Below are 15,612 nucleotides of genomic sequence, written 5' to 3' on the forward strand. Positions count from 1 at the left end.
CATGAAGACCCGCATGCTGGTTGTCGCCGCCATCGCCACCTCACTGGCCGCCTGTGCCAGCCAGCCGCGTTCCCCGGCCTACGGTTACGAGCGTGGCGCCAGCGCCCCCTACGGCCAGGGCTATTCGCAACAGCGCTGCTACAACTGCGGCCGCGTCGAGCGCATCGAACAGGTTTATGGTGCCCGCCGCAACAGCCGCGCCGGTGCGGTGCTCGGCGGCCTGGTCGGCGCGGTGGCCGCCCGCGAAATCCCGACCCACGGCAGCGAAGGCAAGGAAAACACCGCGACGGTCGCGGGTGCCGTCGCCGGTGCGGTCGCGGGCAACGCCATCGAGAACAAGATGAACGAAGAAACCTTCGACATCCACGTCCGCATGGACGATGGCCGCCTGGTCGTGCTCAATCGCAACAGGCTGGGCAACGGCATCCGCGAGGGCGCCTACGTGCGCGTGGACGGCAACAACCTCGAGCTTCTTCGCTAAGCCCTGGCTTCACTGCGGCACGCACGCCGCAGGCTTGACGGACAGACCGCCGTGGTATCTTCCCGGCGGTCTTTCCTTGTCCGGAGTCCTGCATGCGTTCACTGATCCTGGTCCTGATCGGCCTGTTCGTCGGCGCCGCCTGTGCATTGATCGCCATGAGCGCACTGCGCCAGGGCACGGCCTACCCCAACGGCGTGATGGCGGTGATGTCGGCGCAGATGCAGGGCCTGGGAGCCAACGTAAAGCAGAACCGCTGCGCCAGCACCGACCTGCTGCCGCGCCTGCAGACCCTGCGCTACCTGGCCAACGACCTCGAACCCGCCTTCCTGCCGACCCAGGACGACGAACGTTTCGTCCAGCACGCGACCGTGCTGCGCGCCTCGCTCGACGCCGCGTTGGCCACCCCGCCCGCCGACTGCGCGGCCGCCGGTGTCGCCCTGGACCGCATCCAGAACGGCTGCCAGGCCTGCCACCGCGACTTCAAGGGCTGACCGGCAGCCAGTCCGCCACCACGGCGGCAACGGCCGCCGGTTCGCGCATCCAGCGGAAGTGGTCGGCCTTCGTGCCGAGCCGGCCGGCGTCGAAACCTTCGATGCGCCGGGAGCCCGGCCCCAGCTTTTCCAGCAGATGGTGCAGGGTTGGTTCCGGCACCAGGGTGTCGTGTTCGAAGTGCACGCCCAGCGCCGGGCATGACACCCGCGCAAGCGCTGCCTCAAGGCCCGTGGTCTCCCCGTAGTCGGCGTAGCGGCCGCGACGGACCGTGCGCGACCAGTCGCGCATCAGTCCACCGGCTTCGCGGCCGGCAAAGCCCAGCCGTTCGCCCGGGTAGTGGCCGACGACGCGGGTGATCAGCGGCAGCGCATGGGCAAGACCGGCGATGCCCCAGCGTTTGCCGCCGCGATAGCTGCGCCAGTCGGGCACGCCGGTGGCCACCAGGGCGAGGCCCTCGCAGCGATCGGGCTTCAACGCCGCCAGCATGGCCGCGAACTGCCCGCCCAGGCTGTGTCCACCCAGGCACCAGCGCAGATCTGTCGGCAGCGCATCAAGGGCCGTGGGCAGGTCGTGGTCGAGCAGCTGCCCATAGCCCCAGTCCCTGCCCCGGGCCGCACGCCAATCGCTGCTGCCGGTTCCGCGCCAGTCGGGCACGGCGGTGGCGACGCCGTGCTCGCCGAGCGCCTGGGCGAAGCTGTCGTACTTGTCCGCCGGCACGCCCAGTGCGGGCAGGAAGAGCAATCCACCGCGCGCCTTCGGCGGACGCCACTGGCGCAGCACGAAGCCATGGCCGTCGGGCGCTTGCAGTCTTGATGGTTCAACCGGCATCCGGCGACTCCCCGCGAAACGGCAAGCATACCGAGCCCGCGTTCCCGCGGGCATGGCCCCTCACGCCGGCCACACGCCGCCGACACGCGCCGCTGACGCGCCCGCGACGGCCCCATGACGGTCTCCCGTGGACACTGCGACGGTGCCCAAAAAGGGCATCACCCCCACCCTGGAGAAGACCATGACCCTGCTTCGCAAAACCGCGCTTGCCCTGATGCTTTCCGGCCTCGTCGCGACTCCGGCGCTCGCCGGCCACCACGAAGGCAAGGAGAAGGCCGCCGGCACCATCGTTGACGTCGCCGCCGGCAATGCCGACTTCGAAACCCTGGTGGCCGCCGTCAAGGCCGCCGGCCTGGTCGAGACCCTGTCGGGCGAAGGCCCGTTCACCGTGTTCGCGCCGACCGACGATGCCTTCGCCAAGCTGCCGGCCGGCACCCTCGAGTCGCTGCTCAAGCCCGAGAACAAGGACCAGCTGGTCGCGATCCTCACCTACCACGTGGTCGCCGGCAAGGTGAAGGCTGCCGACGTGGTGAAGCTCGATTCCGCCACCACGGTCAACGGCCAGTCTGCCGACATCGAAGTCAGCGGCGGCACCGTGCGCGTGGACGGCGCGACCGTCACCGCGACCGACATCAAGGCCAGCAATGGCGTCATCCACGTGATCGATACGGTCATCATCCCGGACTGACCTGTACCCTCCCCTGCGTTGTTCCCCGACGGCCCGCTTCGGCGGGCCGTCGCTTGTTATGCTCCGGCCATGGACCCGCAAACCACCTGGTACATCCTCGCCGGCGCGCTGATTGTGGTCGGCCTGCTGGGCACCATCCTGCCGGTCTTGCCCGGACTGCCGGTGATGTTCGCGGGCATGTGGCTGGCGGCCTGGGCCGACGGCTACCTGCGCATCGGCAGCGGCGTGCTGGTCGTGCTGGGCATCCTGGTCGCCATCTCGATCGCCACGGATTTCCTTGCCAGCCTGCTCGGCGCCAAACGTGCGGGGGCATCGAACAAGGGCCTGTGGGGTGCGGGCATCGGCGGCTTCGTCGGCATCTTCTTCGGACTGCCTGGCCTGCTGGCCGGCCCCCTGCTGGGCGCTGCCGCCGGTGAAATGGCCCACGGCCGCGCCTGGCGCGACGCCTCGCGCATCGGCGTCGGCACCTGGATCGGCCTGCTGGTGGGCGCCATCTTCAAGGTGTTCCTGGCGCTGGCGATGCTGGTGTTGTTCATCGGCGCGCTGGTGGTCAACTAAGCCTCAGGCATCGAGCTCGCGCAGCGTCACCGACGGCGGCACCCGGACGATGCGCCGGGTGGCCCACAAACCTGCAAGCAACGCAGCCAGCGTGCCAGCCAGCGCACCGCTGGCGGCCAGGCCCCAGTCGGTTTGCCAGGGCAGGTCGAAAACTTCCTTCGCGACGACGCCAGCCAGCACCGAGGCAGCCAGGGCCGCGACCACCCCCGACAGCAGGCCGATCGCGGCGAATTCGGAGGCCTGGGCAAGCCGGAGTTGCCGCCCGCTGCCGCCAAGCACGCGCATGACACCGCCCTCGAGCAGGCGCTCGTCCTGGCTCGCGCTTACCGCAGCCAGCAGCACCAGCAGCCCGGCCAGCAGGGAGAAGGCGAATACCGCCTCGACCACCAGGCTGACCTGCTCGACCGTGCCGCGGACCTGGTCGAGCACTGCATCGATGTCGATCACCGACAGGTTCGGGAAGGCCGACACCAGCTCGGCGGTGAAACGCGGTCGACCCTCCGGCACCTTGACCGCAGTGATGTGGCTGCCCGAGAACGGGTCGAGCGAACCAGGCGAGCCGATCACGAAGAAGTTGGGCCGGAAACTTTCCCAGTCCACCTTGCGCAAGCTGGTGATGCGGCCGGCGTAACGCGAACCCGCGACGTCGAAGGCGACCTGGTCACCGACCGTCCAGCCCATCGATTCGGCAAACTCTTCCTCCACCGACAGCTCGGTTTCCGCGGGCACGCCGGTCCAGAACCGGCCCGCGGTCACCTGGTTGTCGTCGCGCAGGGCGTCGGCGCTGGAGAGGTTGAATTCGCGTTCTGCCATGCGGCGCCCGCGGCTGCCTTCGGGGAAACTCTCGCCACTGGCCGCTTCGCCGTTCACTTCCTGCAGGCGGGCGCGGATCATCGGGTACAGCTCGGGTTCGGCCACGCCCTGGGCCAGCAGGAAGTCCCGCACCGGCTGCACCTGGTCGGGCTGCACGTTGACGATGAAACGATTGGGCGCATCGGCCGGCATCGCATTGCGCCAGCGGTCGAGCAAGTCGGTGCGAACGAAGGTGAGCAGCAGCAGCGCCATCAGGCCCAGTCCCAGTGCTGTCACCTGCGCGATGGATGCGCCGGCGCGCCGGCTGACGTTGGCCAGGCCGTAACGCAGCGGCCCACGCAGGCGCGTACGCAGCCGTCGCATCAGCAGGATCAGGCCCCAGGCCAGCAAGGCCAGTACGCCCACCGTCACCAGGATGCCGACCAGCATGGCCGTGCCCAGTGCCGCCGAACCTGCTTTCCACCACAGCAGGGCGGCCAGGCCAGCCAGTCCGGCCAGGCCCACCACCCAGGCGGCGGGTTCGGTCGGGTCGAGGTCGCGGCGCAGCACGCGCAGGGCGGGCACGCGGCGCAGCGCCAATACCGGTGGCACCGCGAAGGCCAGCAGCACGGTCATGCCCACGCCCAGGCCTTCCAGCGCCGGACGCAGGCCGGCCGCCGGCAGGTCGAGCTTGAGTGCGCTGGCCAGCCATCCGGCCACGCCCCACTGCAATCCGTAGGCCAGCACCACGCCGAGCAGGCTGCCAAGCAGGCCCAGCAGCACCAGTTCGCCGACATGGATACCCACCAGGGTGGCCTGGCTGGCGCCCAGGCAGCGCATCACCGCGGCGCCCTGCAGGTGGCGGGCACTGTGCCGGCGCGCGGCCATCGCCACCGCGACGGCGGCCAGCACCACCGACACCAGCGCGGCCAGGCCCAGGAAACGATCGGCGCGATCGAGCGCGCGGCGGATTTCAGGGCGGGCCTCGGCGGCGGTTTCCAGGCGCTGTCCGCGCCCGAGGTTTTCGCTGGCGGCGGCGGTGAATCGTTCGACCGCCGACGCGTCGCCCGCGACCACCAGGCGATAGGAAATGCGGCTGCCCGGCTGCACCAGGCCGGTCGCCGGCAGGTCGGCCAGGTTGAGGAATACGCGCGGCGCGGTATTGAAATAATCGAGCGCGGCGTCTGGCTCCTGCACCACCAGCGCCGCCAGGCGCAGCTGGCTGCTGCCGATGCCGACGCTGTCGCCGATGCTGGCGTCCAGGGCTTCGGCGCCGGCGCGGCTCATCCAGATCGTGCCCGGCGCCGGGATGCCGCCGGCCACGGACTCCGGGCCGCCGGCCCGTTCAAGCACGATGAATTCGCCGCGCAGCGGAAAGCCTTCGGCCATCGCCTTGAGGTCGCCCAGGCGCAGGGACTCACCCACGCGCACCATGCTCGGGAAGGACCAGGTCTCGGTGCGGGAAAGGCCGGGTTCCGCGGCGAGCGTGCGCAGCGGGTCTTCGATCGGCGAATCGGCGCGCACCACCACGTCGCCGCCCAGCAGGCGGTTGGCTTCCTGGGCCAGGGCCCGTTCGGCGCGGTCGGTGATGAAACCCACCGCGCACACCGCGGTCACCGCCAAGACCAGGGCAGCCAGCAGGATGCGGACGTCGCCCGAGGCCAGGTCGCGGCGCAGCTGGCGCAAGGCCAGTCCGGGCGAATTCACGCCGTCACCAGCCGGCCCGACTCGAGCCGCAGCTGGCGGCCGCAGCGCGCGGCCAGGGCTTCATCGTGGGTCACCAGCACCAGGGTGGTGCCGGACTCGCGGTTCATGCGGAACAGCAGTTCGATGATGGCCTGGCCGGTGCGGGTATCGAGGTTGCCGGTGGGTTCATCGGCGAACAGCACGGCCGGCCGCGTCACGAAGGCCCGGGCCAGGGCCACGCGCTGCTGTTCACCGCCCGAGAGCTGCCGCGGGTAGTGACCCAGGCGTTCGGCCAGGCCCACCTGCCCCAGCATCGCCCGGGCCGGGCCTTCGGCATCGGCGTCGCCGCGCAGTTCCAGCGGCAGCATGACGTTCTCCAGCGCCGTCAGCGACGGCAGCAGCTGGAAACTCTGGAAAACGAAACCGACCTTCTCGCCGCGAATCCTTGCCCGGCCGTCCTCGTGCAGCCCCGACAGCGCGCTGCCGTCGAGCCGGACTTCCCCTTCGCTGGGCACGTCCAGACCGGCCATGAGCGACAAAAGCGTGCTCTTGCCTGAACCGGAGGCACCGACAATCGCGACCGCTTCACCCTGTTGAATGGTAAAACCGACCCCATCAAGGATGGTCAGGTCCCCGGAAGGAAGAGGCACCCGCTTGCCCAGGTTTTCCACCTGCAGCGATGTTCGGGTATCGGGCGTTCCGGAGGTATCGGCCATGACTTACTCGTGAGGAAGGAATGTGATGACGCGTATCGGGTCAGTATATGGAGCTTGCACCCATGGGGTTCAACGTTCAGTCATGGTCGCGCTGCTGGCGCTGCTCTGGCTGGCGGCGGTCCCGGCGCTCGCCGCCGAACGCACCGTGCTGGTGATGGGTGATTCGCTGTCGGCCGCCTACGGGCTGGCCCCCGAACAAGGCTGGGTGGCGCTGCTGGGCGAACGCCTGCGCACCGAAAGCCCGGGCTGGAAAGTCGCCAACGCCAGCATCAGCGGCGAAACCACCGCGGGTGGCGCCAGCCGCATCGCCGGTGAACTCAAGCGCCACCAGCCCGATGTGGTGGTGATCGAACTGGGCGCCAACGACGGCCTGCGTGGCCTCGACCTGGCCCAGACCCGCATCAACCTCGAACGCATGGTCACCGCCGCCAAGGCCGCGGGCGCGCAGGTGCTGCTGCTGGGCATGCGCATCCCGCCCAACTACGGCCCCGACTACACCCAGGGCTTCGAGCGCAACTACACCGTGCTCGCCGAAGAGCACGACGTCGCCCTGCTACCCTTCCTGCTCGAACCCATTGCCATGGACCGCGACGCCTTCCAGGCAGACAACCTGCACCCGGTCGCAGACGCCCAGCCCAAGCTGCGTGACCATGTCTGGCCGGCCCTGGCGCCGCTGCTCGACTGAACCCACCTTCCCAAGGAGCCCGCGCATGAAGACGCCCCTCGCCCTCGCCCTGATGCTTTCGGTCGGCGCCTGCGCCGCCAAGGACAGCGACACCGCCGGACGCAGCTTCGCCAGCGAACACGGCCAGGTCGAGGTCAGCACCGTGGCCTCGGGTCTCGAACATCCCTGGGGCCTGGCCTTCCTGCCCGACGGCCGCATGCTGGTGACCGAACGCCCCGGCCGGATGCGCATCGTCGATGCCGCCGGCACGCTGTCCGAGCCCCTGACGGGCCTGCCCGAAATCTGGGCGCGCGGCCAGGGCGGCCTGCTCGACGTCGCCGTCGACCCCGACTTCGCCAGCACGCCCTGGGTGTACTTCAGTTTCTCCGAGCCCGGTGAAGGCGGTGCGGGCACCTCGGTCGGCCGCGGCAAGCTCGCGGGCAACGGGCTTGAGGATGTGGAGATCATCTTCCGCCAGGCGCCCAAGCTCGACGCCGGCCAGCACTTCGGCTCGCGCCTGGTCTTCGACCGCGAAGGCCGGCTGTACGTCACCAGCGGCGACCGCGGCAACTGGGACAACCCGCAGCTGCTCGACAAGGGCCAGGGCAAGATCTTCCGCATCAACAGGGACGGCTCGATCCCCGCGGACAATCCCTACGTCGGCCGCGACGACGCCATCCCGGCGATCTGGTCCTACGGCCACCGCAACGTGCAGGGCGCGGCCCTGCATCCGGGCACCGGCAAACTCTGGCAGACCGAACACGGCGCCCGCGGTGGCGACGAGCTCAACATCCCGGAGGCCGGCAAGAACTACGGCTGGCCGGTCATCACCCTGGGCGTGAACTACAGCGGCGCGCCGATCGGTTCGGGCAAAAAGGAGATGGAGGGCATGGAACAGCCCATCCACCACTGGACCCCGTCGATCGCACCCAGCGGCCTGGCCTTTTACACGGCAGACCGGTTCCCCGCCTGGAAGGGCGACCTGTTCGTGGGCGCCCTGGCCTTCCAGCGCGTGGTGCGGCTGGAGCTGGACGGCGACACGGTGGTCACCGAAGAGCCGCTGCTGGTCGATCTTGGCGAACGCATACGCGACGTGCGCCAGGGGCCGGATGGTTACCTCTACCTGCTCACCGATGACGCCGATGGCGACATCCTGCGCGTCGGCCTGGCAGCCGAATAAACCAGGCTCAACCGCTCGCAGCGGCCTTGAGCGCGTCGTATTCGTGCACGTGGCGGCCATCGCCCGGCCGACCGCAAAGGTTCACCAGCGCCGCGGCCACGTCGTCGGCGGCAATCGCCCGGTAGCGGCGCAGCGGCCCGCGCGCCAGCAGGTTGGCCAGGGGCGCGAGGCCCTGGCCCAGCGCTTCGGCCGGACGCCTCTTGCTGCGTTGACCCAGCAGCAGACCCGGGCGCAGGCTGTCCACGCGTTGAAAGCCGAGGGCGCCCAGGCCGCGTTCGGCCTCGCCCTTGACGCGAAGGTAGAAATTTCCGGACTGGGCGCTCGCGCCCACCGATGAAACCAGCAGCGCCTGGCGTGCGCCCAGGCGATGGGCGATGCCCCCCAGCGTCAAAACCAGGTCGCGGTCTACTTCGAGGAAGGCCTCGCGCGAGCCTGCCTGGCGGATCGTCGTCCCCAGGCAGCACGCATAGGCCTCGAGCCGCGCGTCGCGGCTTTCGAGCGCGGTGCGGATCGCGGTCTCGTCCCAGCCGCCCGGCAAGGCCAGCAGGCGCGGGTGCGTGACCGCCAGCGGCCGGCGCACCGGCGCCAGCAGCAGCGGGCCGTCGGCCATCGCCAGCCAACGCTGCAGGGCCAGCCCACCGACCAGCCCCGTCGCGCCGGCCAGCAGCACCGCCGGGCGCGGTGTCACGCGATCACGCCCATTCCTGCAGGCCTTCGCGTTCGTAGAGCAGGCGAAAACCCGGGCGCGCCTTCATGCGCTCGGCCAGCGCGCCGAGCTGCGGCCATTGGGTGGCCTGTCGCGGCAGGTTGCGCGACCAGCGCATCAGCATGGTGAGCAAGAAGTCCGCGGCGCTGACCGAGGGTCCCAGCAGGTAGGGCCCGCGTTTGGCCAGGTGCGCTTCGACCTGGTCCCAGGCGGCGTCGATGGTTTCGGCGGCGCGGGTGCGCACGGCGTCAGCGTGCTCCGGACCGGCGGCTTCCTCGGGGTAGTACCAGTCGCGGAAGGCTGGCTGCAGCGTATTGGCCAGGAAAACGATCCACTGGTAATACCGCGCCCGCTCCACGGTGCCCGGCGTCGGCGCCAGGCCGAAGTTCGGATGTGCGTCGGCCAGGTGCATCACCATCGCCGCAGCCTCGGTCATCGGTTCGCCGTGGATCAGCAGCGTCGGCACGCGGCCGGCGGGATTGATCGCCAGGTAGTCGGGACGCTTGTGTTCGCGGGCCGCCAGGTCGAGCCTGCGCAATTCGTGGCGGGCACCGATCTCGATCAGCAGCCAGTGCACGGCCAGGCTGGCGGCGCCGGGGGCGTAGTACAGGGTGTACATGCGTCCATCCCATCGAAGGTCAGCGGCAAGCATACGACGGCCGACGGCGCAAAAGAAAAGCCCCGGGTGTTGCCACCCGGGGCTTCGCTCAGTCCGTGGGGACTGAATTACATCGGCTGCACTTCGTCAGCCTGCATGCCCTTCTGGCCCTTCACGAGCTTGAAGGAGACCTGCTGGCCTTCCTGCAGCGACTTGAAGCCGGTGCCCTGGATGGAACGGAAATGGACGAACACGTCCTCGCCGTTCTCGCGGCTGATGAAGCCGAAGCCCTTGGCATCGTTGAACCACTTTACGGTACCGATCTGACGATCCGACATTGCTAACTCCTTGGAACAATTAAATGGATATCGCTGACGGGGACATCCCGCCGCGCGACTGGGGTTGCAAGGAGAAGCGAGGTGAAAAGATGTAGCGGATCTTTGGATCTACCGCATCAGGCCACGATTCACAGTGACCCTTCGCAAACACAGTCGGGCGCACCCTACACCGTTCCGGGCAGGAAAGCCAACGATTTCGGTGGCTTGGGGCATTTCCGGTCCGGTTTCCGCACCCACCGTTCAGTTTCGGGAGCCGGACGATGGCTACTCGACGGTGACCGGGATCTTGCCGATACGGGCCTGCCATTCCCGGGGTCCCGTACGGTGCACTGACTCGCCCTGGGCGTCCACGGCCACGGTGACCGGCATGTCCCGGACCTCGAATTCGTAGATCGCCTCCATGCCCAGGTCGGCAAAACCCACCACCCGGGATGCCTTGATCGCCTTGGACACCAGGTACGCGGCCCCGCCCACGGCCATCAGGTAGGCCGAACGGTGTTTGCGGATGGCCTCGATCGCCGCCGGGCCGCGCTCGGCCTTGCCGACCATGCCCATCAGCCCGGTCTGTGCCAGCACCTGGTCGGTGAACTTGTCCATGCGGGTGGCGGTGGTCGGGCCGGCCGGTCCCACCACTTCATCGCGCACCGGATCGACCGGGCCCACGTAATAGATGAAACGCCCCTTGAGGTCCACGGGCAGCGCCTCGCCCTTGTTGAGCATGTCGACCATGCGCTTGTGCGCCGCGTCGCGACCGGTGAGCAGCTTGCCGTTGAGCAGCAGCACTTCGCCGGGTTTCCAGCTGGCGACCTCGTCGCGGGTCACCGTGTCCAGGTCCACCCGGCGGCCCTTGGAGGCGTCGTAGGTCAGCTTCGGCCAGTCGTCGAGCGAGGGCGGGTCGAGCTGCACCGGACCGCTGCCATCGAGGGTGAAGTGCGCATGGCGAGTAGCCGCGCAGTTGGGGATCAGGGCCACCGGCAGGTTGGCGGCATGGGTCGGGCAGTCCTTCACCTTGATGTCGAGCACCGTGGTCAGGCCGCCCAGGCCCTGGGCGCCGATGCCCAGCGCATTGACCTTTTCGTAAAGCTCCAGGCGCAGTTCTTCGGCGCGATTGGCCGGGCCGCGGGCCTGCAGGTCGGTGATGTCGATCGGCTCCATCAGCGACTCCTTGGCCATCAGCATCGCCTTCTCGGCGGTGCCGCCGATGCCGATGCCCAGCATGCCCGGCGGGCACCAGCCGGCGCCCATGGTCGGCACGGTCTTCAGGACCCAGTCCACGATCGAGTCGGACGGGTTGAGCATGGCGAACTTGGACTTGGCCTCGCTGCCGCCGCCCTTGGCCGCGACGATCACGTCCACCGTGCCACCGGGCACGACCTTCATGTTCACGACCGCCGGGGTGTTGTCCCGGGTGTTGGTGCGCTTGCCGGCCGGGTCGGCCAGCACGCTGGCGCGCAGCTTGTTGTCGGGGTGGTTGTAGGCGCGGCGCACGCCCTCGTTGACCATGTCTTCGATGCCCATCGTGGCGTCGGGCCACTGCACCTGCATGCCGATTTCCAGGAACACGGTGACGATGCCGGTGTCCTGGCAGATCGGCCGGTGGCCCTCGGCGCACAGGCGCGAGTTGATCAGGATCTGGGCGATCGCATCCTTGGCCGCCGGGGACTGCTCGCGCTCATAGGCAGCGGCCAGGTTCCGGATGTAGTCGACGGGGTGGTAGTAGGAAATGTACTGCAGCGCGTCGGCGACGGACTGGATGAAATCTTCCTGCTTGATCTGGCTCACGGTGGGCGGCTGGCTGGCGGGGAAGCCGCCATTTTAGCCTGTTGCCCCCGCCACCGGCGTCACGCCTGCTCCAGGGCCTGCCAGCGCGCGTAGGCCTGCTCCAGCTCGGCCTGCAGCGTGGCCAGGCGGGCATTGGTGGCGGTGACCTCGTCGGCAGGGCGGCGGTAGAAGGCCGGGTCCTGGATCTGCGCCGTCAGGGAGGCGATTTCGGAATCGAGCGCTTCGATGCGCGCCGGCAGCTCGTCAAGCTCGCGCTGCTCCTTGAAGGAGAGCTTGCGCCTTGCCGGCGCCGGGGCCGCGGGCGGCGGCGGCGCCTTGGGCAGGGGCGCCACCTGCGGGGTCAGCTTCGGCGCGGACGCCGCCGCGGCGGCGATGCGGTCGGCGATGGGCCGCTGGCGCAGCCAGTCGGAATAACCGCCCACGTATTCGCCCACGCGTCCCCTGCCCTCCATCACCAGCGAGCTGGTGACGACGTTGTCGATGAAGGCGCGGTCGTGCGAGACCAGGATCAGCGTGCCCGGGTAGTCGGCCAGCAGTTCCTCGAGCAGTTCCAGGGTTTCCACGTCCAGGTCGTTGGTGGGTTCGTCCATCACCAGCAGGTTGGACGGCTTGGCGAACAACTTGGCCAGCAGCAGGCGGTTGCGTTCGCCGCCGGAGAGTTTGGTGATCGGCGCCAGCGCACGATCGGGACTGAACAGGAAATCCTGCAGGTAGCCCATGACGTGTTTGCGGGCGCCGTTGATCTCGATGAACTCGCGGCCCTCGGACACGTTGTCCAACGCGTTCCAGTCTTCGCGCAGCGCACCGCGCAGCTGGTCGAAGAAGGCGACTTCGAGGTTGGTTCCGATGCGGATCTCGCCGGCATCTGGCTGCAGCTGGCCCAGCAGAAGCTTGAGCAGCGTGGTCTTGCCCGACCCATTGGGGCCGATCAGGCCGACCTTGTCGCCGCGCTGGATGACGGTGCTGAAGTCCCTGACCAGGACCCGGTCGCCATAGGCGAAATCGACGTGCTTGGCCTCGAACACACGCTTGCCGGACTTCTCGGCGCCGGCGGCGGCCAGTTTCACGTTGCCCTGCTGTTCGCGACGCTCGGCGCGTTCGCTGCGCATCTTCTTGAGCGCGGTGACACGGCCCTCGTTGCGGGTGCGCCGGGCCTTGATGCCCTGGCGGATCCAGATTTCTTCCTGCGCCAGCTTCTTGTCGAACAGCGCATTGGCCTGGGCTTCGGCGTGCAGGCGCTCTTCGCGCCGGCGCAGGAAGTTTTCGTAGTCGCCCGGCCAGCTGGTGACCTGGCCGCGGTCGATTTCGATGATGCGCGTGGCCAGGTTGCGCAGGAACTGGCGGTCATGGGTGACGAACACCACGCTGCCGCCGAAATTCTTCAGGAATTCCTCGAGCCAGGCGATCGATTCGATGTCCAGGTGGTTGGTGGGCTCGTCGAGCAGCAGCAGGTCGGGTGCCGCCACCAGGGCCTGGGCAAGCAGCACCCGGCGCTTCATGCCGCCCGACAGGGCCGAGAACTCGGCGTCCTCGGGCAGGTCGAGCTTGCTGATCACCTGTTCGACGCGCTGTTCGATCTGCCAGCCGTTGCCGGCGTCGATGCGGGCCTGCACGTTGCCCAGCTCGGTCATGTCGATGTCGTCGCCGTCGTGCAGCATGTGGTGGTAGCGCGCGAGGTCGGCACCGACCTCGCCCAGGCCCAGGGCGACCACGTCGAAGACGCTGCCCGCCAGGCCCTGGGGCACTTCCTGCGCCAGGCCGGCGACCCGGCCCTCGCGGCGCAGCACGCCATCGTCGGGCACGACCTCGCCCGCCAGCAGGCGCAGCAGGGTGGACTTGCCGGCGCCATTGCGGCCGACGATGCAGACACGCTCGTTGGGCTCGATCGCCAGGTCAACGGCTTCGAGCAGCAACGGGCCACCGACGCCGTAGTCGACGCCTTGCAGGGTTATCAGGGACATGGGCCAATTCTATCGCGGCGGGCCCGCCGCGTGTGGTCAGGCGGCGCCGTGGCGCAGCCAGCGTTCGGCCACCGACGACGATCCGAAGACCCGGCCGTTGGCGCCGCGTTCAAGGGCGAGGATCTCGCCGTGTTCCATGTGCGCCACCAGCTCGATGCGACCCACGACGAAGGCGATCTGCAGCTTGTCCATGCCCAGGTCGAACAGGTAGTCGACGGTCCTGGCCAGGTTGCGCTCGCCTTCGTAGTCGCCGAGGTTCTCGACGACCATCAGCTTCCGGGCCTTGCGGCGCTCGCATTCGACGGCGATCTGGCGCCAGTACGCCATCGAGATTTCCTGGCTGTCGCGGGGGCCGGTGACGGCCGCATAGAGGTAGTCGGCGCGGTCTTCGAACACGAGCCGTATATCGGGGGGCAGTGGATTCACGGGAAATCGGACGTCGGGGGGACGCGCATTCTAGCGTTTCGCTGCCCCCTTCGCCTGGACACCTGGCCGCTTGAAGAGGCTGCCCCTTTCCACTTCTTGTGCCTGGATCGGCTGGAACGTATCCATGACAGGGCCTGCAAGCCTGCTGGGCGGAGCCGTGATCAACGCCGACGCAGACCCAGGAACCAGGAGAACAGCAACAACAGCATTGACGCCGGCAGCAACCAGGCGTGGCGCGCAAGATTCGCGCCCGGGTCGGCCAGCACGTTCAGGATCGGGTCGCCCTGGATGCCGAGGTAGGCAAGGAAGACCATTGCGAGCTCGAATGGCCGGGCATTGCGGCAACTCGCGCCAAGCGCCAGCCCGGCGATCGCGACGCTGGCGCCGGTGACCAGCAGCGGCAACGGCCCCGGGTCGGAGCCCACGCTGCGCACGAGCGCCGGCAGAACCACCGCCCAGGCCAGGCCAAGCGCGAGCCCCAGCCTCGCCACCAGGATGCGACGGCCGGCGCCGGCGGCGCTGAAAACCAGGCTGGCCGTGCCGGTGTCGCGTTCGCGCAGCGCGGCACGTGCGAAGACATCCACGCACAGCAGCCACGCCAGGATCGCCGCGACGGCCATGCCCTTCGGGGCCGCGAACGCCTGCACGCCGAACAGCACCGCCAGCGCCAGCCACCAAGTGAGCCGGCGCTGGCGAAGCGCCAGGCGGATTTCCGCGGCGGCCAGGCGGCCGGCGGCGAACAGTTCGAAAGGCCGCAGCAGCAGGTCAAGCCAGCGCAGGCGCAGTCCGGCCCGCTCACTGCGGCCTCCGCCGCGCGCCTCCGTGCGCGCGGCCGCCCAGTCCAGCGCCGGCGCCAGGGCGAGCACGCCGGCCGCCGCCACCGCCAGCCACAGCAGACGTCCCAATACGTCCATGGCGTCGGGGCGCCAGCCGTCCCAGGCGAAGGTTTCGATGCTGCCCTCCATGATGCTCATGCCGATGCTGAAACCGGAGGCGGCACGTTCGGGCTGCGTCTGCGCCAACCAGCCCTGGATGTCGCGCATCGCCAGCGAGATGCCCGAGGGTTCGCTCAGCCAGGTGGACGCCGCCCAGGCGGATTTGTCCGGGTCGAAGTGCTGGGCCAGGCTGATGAAGACAAATATCCAGAGGAAGAAGTACAGGACGTTGCCGCCGCTGCGGCGCAGCCAGGGCAACAGGTCGAAAAGAACGGCGAAGAACCCCGCCAGGCCCAGCGCCGGCATCGCGAACAGCAGCGACGGCAGCACCAGCTGCCATGGGTCAATCGTGGTGGCTTCGGCGTGGTGTATCTGGGCGGCCAGGCCGATGCCCAGGCCGACGGCCACCAGCAGCGCGAACACCAGCATGTGGCTGGTCCACTTCGCCAGCAGGTAGCCCGGACGCGTCATCGGCGTCGCCACCAGCAGCTGCCAGACCCGGGTTTCGAAATCACGCGACAGCGTGCCGCGCACGATGTAGAAACCGAACAGCGACAGCATGGTGGCGTAAAGCAGGCCCAGGACCATGCCGACCCAGGCGCTGGAATAGAGGCCGCGTGCGCCGCCGACGCCAACCGTCACATAACCGGCGTCCGAGGTCGGGAACAGCCACCAGGTCGCGATGCCGACGCCGCAGAGCACGACCCAGAAGCGGGTGCTCCGGCTGCGCTCCCGGAAGTCGGCGTGCACGATCGCGGCAAAACGCCTGAGCGCGTCCATG

16 protein-coding genes are annotated in these 15,612 nt (G+C 69.0%); 6 read left to right on the plus strand and 10 right to left on the minus strand.

What is annotated here, in order from left to right:
- Position 1: 1 nt before the first annotated feature.
- Positions 2–481: a glycine zipper 2TM domain-containing protein gene (locus ACYVJH_RS03715; RefSeq protein WP_460453302.1), complete on the plus strand. Its 480-nt coding sequence runs from the start codon at positions 2–4 to the stop codon at positions 479–481.
- 92 nt (positions 482–573) lie between these two features.
- Positions 574–972, plus strand: coding sequence for a hypothetical protein (locus ACYVJH_RS03720; RefSeq protein ID WP_460453303.1), 399 nt, complete (start codon positions 574–576; stop codon positions 970–972).
- On the opposite strand, the gene ACYVJH_RS03725 is transcribed toward ACYVJH_RS03720, so the two are convergent.
- Positions 962–1,801 (minus strand): alpha/beta hydrolase family protein, encoded by an 840-nt coding sequence (locus ACYVJH_RS03725; RefSeq protein WP_460453304.1) that lies wholly within the window; start codon positions 1,799–1,801, stop codon positions 962–964. The two genes, ACYVJH_RS03720 and ACYVJH_RS03725, sit on opposite strands and share 11 nt — an antisense overlap.
- 181 nt (positions 1,802–1,982) lie before the next feature.
- On the opposite strand from ACYVJH_RS03725, the gene ACYVJH_RS03730 reads away from it, so the two are divergent.
- Both ACYVJH_RS03730 and ACYVJH_RS03735 read left to right on the plus strand, forming a co-directional pair.
- Positions 1,983–2,489, plus strand: a complete 507-nt coding sequence (locus ACYVJH_RS03730; RefSeq protein ID WP_460453305.1) for a fasciclin domain-containing protein — start codon at positions 1,983–1,985, stop codon at positions 2,487–2,489.
- A gap of 69 nt (positions 2,490–2,558) precedes the next feature.
- The gene (locus ACYVJH_RS03735) at positions 2,559–3,047 is read left to right on the plus strand and encodes a DUF456 domain-containing protein (RefSeq protein WP_460453306.1); all 489 of its coding nucleotides are present in this window, start codon (positions 2,559–2,561) and stop codon (positions 3,045–3,047) included.
- A gap of 3 nt (positions 3,048–3,050) precedes the next feature.
- Here the strand turns inward: ACYVJH_RS03735 and ACYVJH_RS03740 are convergent, their stop codons facing one another.
- Positions 3,051–5,546: an ABC transporter permease gene (locus ACYVJH_RS03740; RefSeq protein ID WP_460453307.1), complete on the minus strand. Its 2,496-nt coding sequence runs from the start codon at positions 5,544–5,546 to the stop codon at positions 3,051–3,053.
- Positions 5,543–6,241 (minus strand): ABC transporter ATP-binding protein, encoded by a 699-nt coding sequence (locus tag ACYVJH_RS03745; protein WP_460453308.1) that lies wholly within the window; start codon positions 6,239–6,241, stop codon positions 5,543–5,545. The genes ACYVJH_RS03740 and ACYVJH_RS03745 overlap by 4 nt, the downstream gene beginning before the upstream one ends.
- A gap of 82 nt (positions 6,242–6,323) precedes the next feature.
- Here ACYVJH_RS03745 and ACYVJH_RS03750 point away from each other — a divergent pair, with 82 nt between their 5' ends.
- Positions 6,324–6,926, plus strand: a complete 603-nt coding sequence (locus ACYVJH_RS03750; RefSeq protein ID WP_460453309.1) for an arylesterase — start codon at positions 6,324–6,326, stop codon at positions 6,924–6,926.
- A 25-nt stretch (positions 6,927–6,951) separates the two neighbouring features.
- On the plus strand, positions 6,952–8,085 hold the full coding sequence (locus ACYVJH_RS03755; RefSeq protein WP_460453310.1) for a PQQ-dependent sugar dehydrogenase: 1,134 nt from the start codon (positions 6,952–6,954) through the stop codon (positions 8,083–8,085).
- Positions 8,086–8,092: 7 nt separating this feature from the next.
- On the opposite strand, the gene ACYVJH_RS03760 is transcribed toward ACYVJH_RS03755, so the two are convergent.
- The 7 genes from ACYVJH_RS03760 to ACYVJH_RS03790 all read right to left on the minus strand — a co-directional run bounded on the left by ACYVJH_RS03760 (position 8,093) and on the right by ACYVJH_RS03790 (position 15,611).
- Positions 8,093–8,773 (minus strand): Rossmann-fold NAD(P)-binding domain-containing protein, encoded by a 681-nt coding sequence (locus ACYVJH_RS03760; protein WP_460453311.1) that lies wholly within the window; start codon positions 8,771–8,773, stop codon positions 8,093–8,095.
- Between the two features lie 4 nt (positions 8,774–8,777).
- Entirely contained in the window at positions 8,778–9,410 is a 633-nt protein-coding gene (locus ACYVJH_RS03765) for a glutathione S-transferase family protein (protein ID WP_460453312.1), read from the minus strand.
- A gap of 107 nt (positions 9,411–9,517) precedes the next feature.
- The gene (locus ACYVJH_RS03770) at positions 9,518–9,727 is read right to left on the minus strand and encodes a cold-shock protein (protein WP_188661981.1); all 210 of its coding nucleotides are present in this window, start codon (positions 9,725–9,727) and stop codon (positions 9,518–9,520) included.
- Between the two features lie 264 nt (positions 9,728–9,991).
- A complete protein-coding gene (locus ACYVJH_RS03775) occupies positions 9,992–11,509 on the minus strand; it encodes a fumarate hydratase (protein ID WP_460453313.1) in 1,518 nt (505 codons plus the stop codon).
- A 59-nt stretch (positions 11,510–11,568) separates the two neighbouring features.
- Complete coding sequence (locus ACYVJH_RS03780; protein ID WP_460453314.1) at positions 11,569–13,470, minus strand: ATP-binding cassette domain-containing protein; 1,902 nt, start codon at positions 13,468–13,470, stop codon at positions 11,569–11,571.
- A gap of 36 nt (positions 13,471–13,506) precedes the next feature.
- Positions 13,507–13,896, minus strand: a complete 390-nt coding sequence (locus ACYVJH_RS03785; RefSeq protein WP_460453315.1) for a hypothetical protein — start codon at positions 13,894–13,896, stop codon at positions 13,507–13,509.
- Positions 13,897–14,057: 161 nt separating this feature from the next.
- A complete protein-coding gene (locus ACYVJH_RS03790) occupies positions 14,058–15,611 on the minus strand; it encodes an ABC transporter permease (protein WP_460453316.1) in 1,554 nt (517 codons plus the stop codon).
- Position 15,612: the final 1 nt, after the last annotated feature.

The sequence above is a fragment of the Arenimonas aestuarii genome (genome assembly GCF_054781715.1).

Coding starts and splice junctions, on each gene's coding strand:
- ACYVJH_RS03715 (WP_460453302.1), top strand. CDS start 2: ATGAAGACCCGCATGCTGGTTGTCGCCGCCATCGCCACCTCACTGGCC.
- ACYVJH_RS03720 (WP_460453303.1), top strand. CDS start 574: ATGCGTTCACTGATCCTGGTCCTGATCGGCCTGTTCGTCGGCGCCGCC.
- ACYVJH_RS03725 (WP_460453304.1), bottom strand. CDS start 1,801: ATGCCGGTTGAACCATCAAGACTGCAAGCGCCCGACGGCCATGGCTTC.
- ACYVJH_RS03730 (WP_460453305.1), top strand. CDS start 1,983: ATGACCCTGCTTCGCAAAACCGCGCTTGCCCTGATGCTTTCCGGCCTC.
- ACYVJH_RS03735 (WP_460453306.1), top strand. CDS start 2,559: ATGGACCCGCAAACCACCTGGTACATCCTCGCCGGCGCGCTGATTGTG.
- ACYVJH_RS03745 (WP_460453308.1), bottom strand. CDS start 6,241: ATGGCCGATACCTCCGGAACGCCCGATACCCGAACATCGCTGCAGGTG.
- ACYVJH_RS03750 (WP_460453309.1), top strand. CDS start 6,324: ATGGTCGCGCTGCTGGCGCTGCTCTGGCTGGCGGCGGTCCCGGCGCTC.
- ACYVJH_RS03755 (WP_460453310.1), top strand. CDS start 6,952: ATGAAGACGCCCCTCGCCCTCGCCCTGATGCTTTCGGTCGGCGCCTGC.
- ACYVJH_RS03765 (WP_460453312.1), bottom strand. CDS start 9,410: ATGTACACCCTGTACTACGCCCCCGGCGCCGCCAGCCTGGCCGTGCAC.
- ACYVJH_RS03770 (WP_188661981.1), bottom strand. CDS start 9,727: ATGTCGGATCGTCAGATCGGTACCGTAAAGTGGTTCAACGATGCCAAG.
- ACYVJH_RS03780 (WP_460453314.1), bottom strand. CDS start 13,470: ATGTCCCTGATAACCCTGCAAGGCGTCGACTACGGCGTCGGTGGCCCG.
- ACYVJH_RS03790 (WP_460453316.1), bottom strand. CDS start 15,611: ATGGACGCGCTCAGGCGTTTTGCCGCGATCGTGCACGCCGACTTCCGG.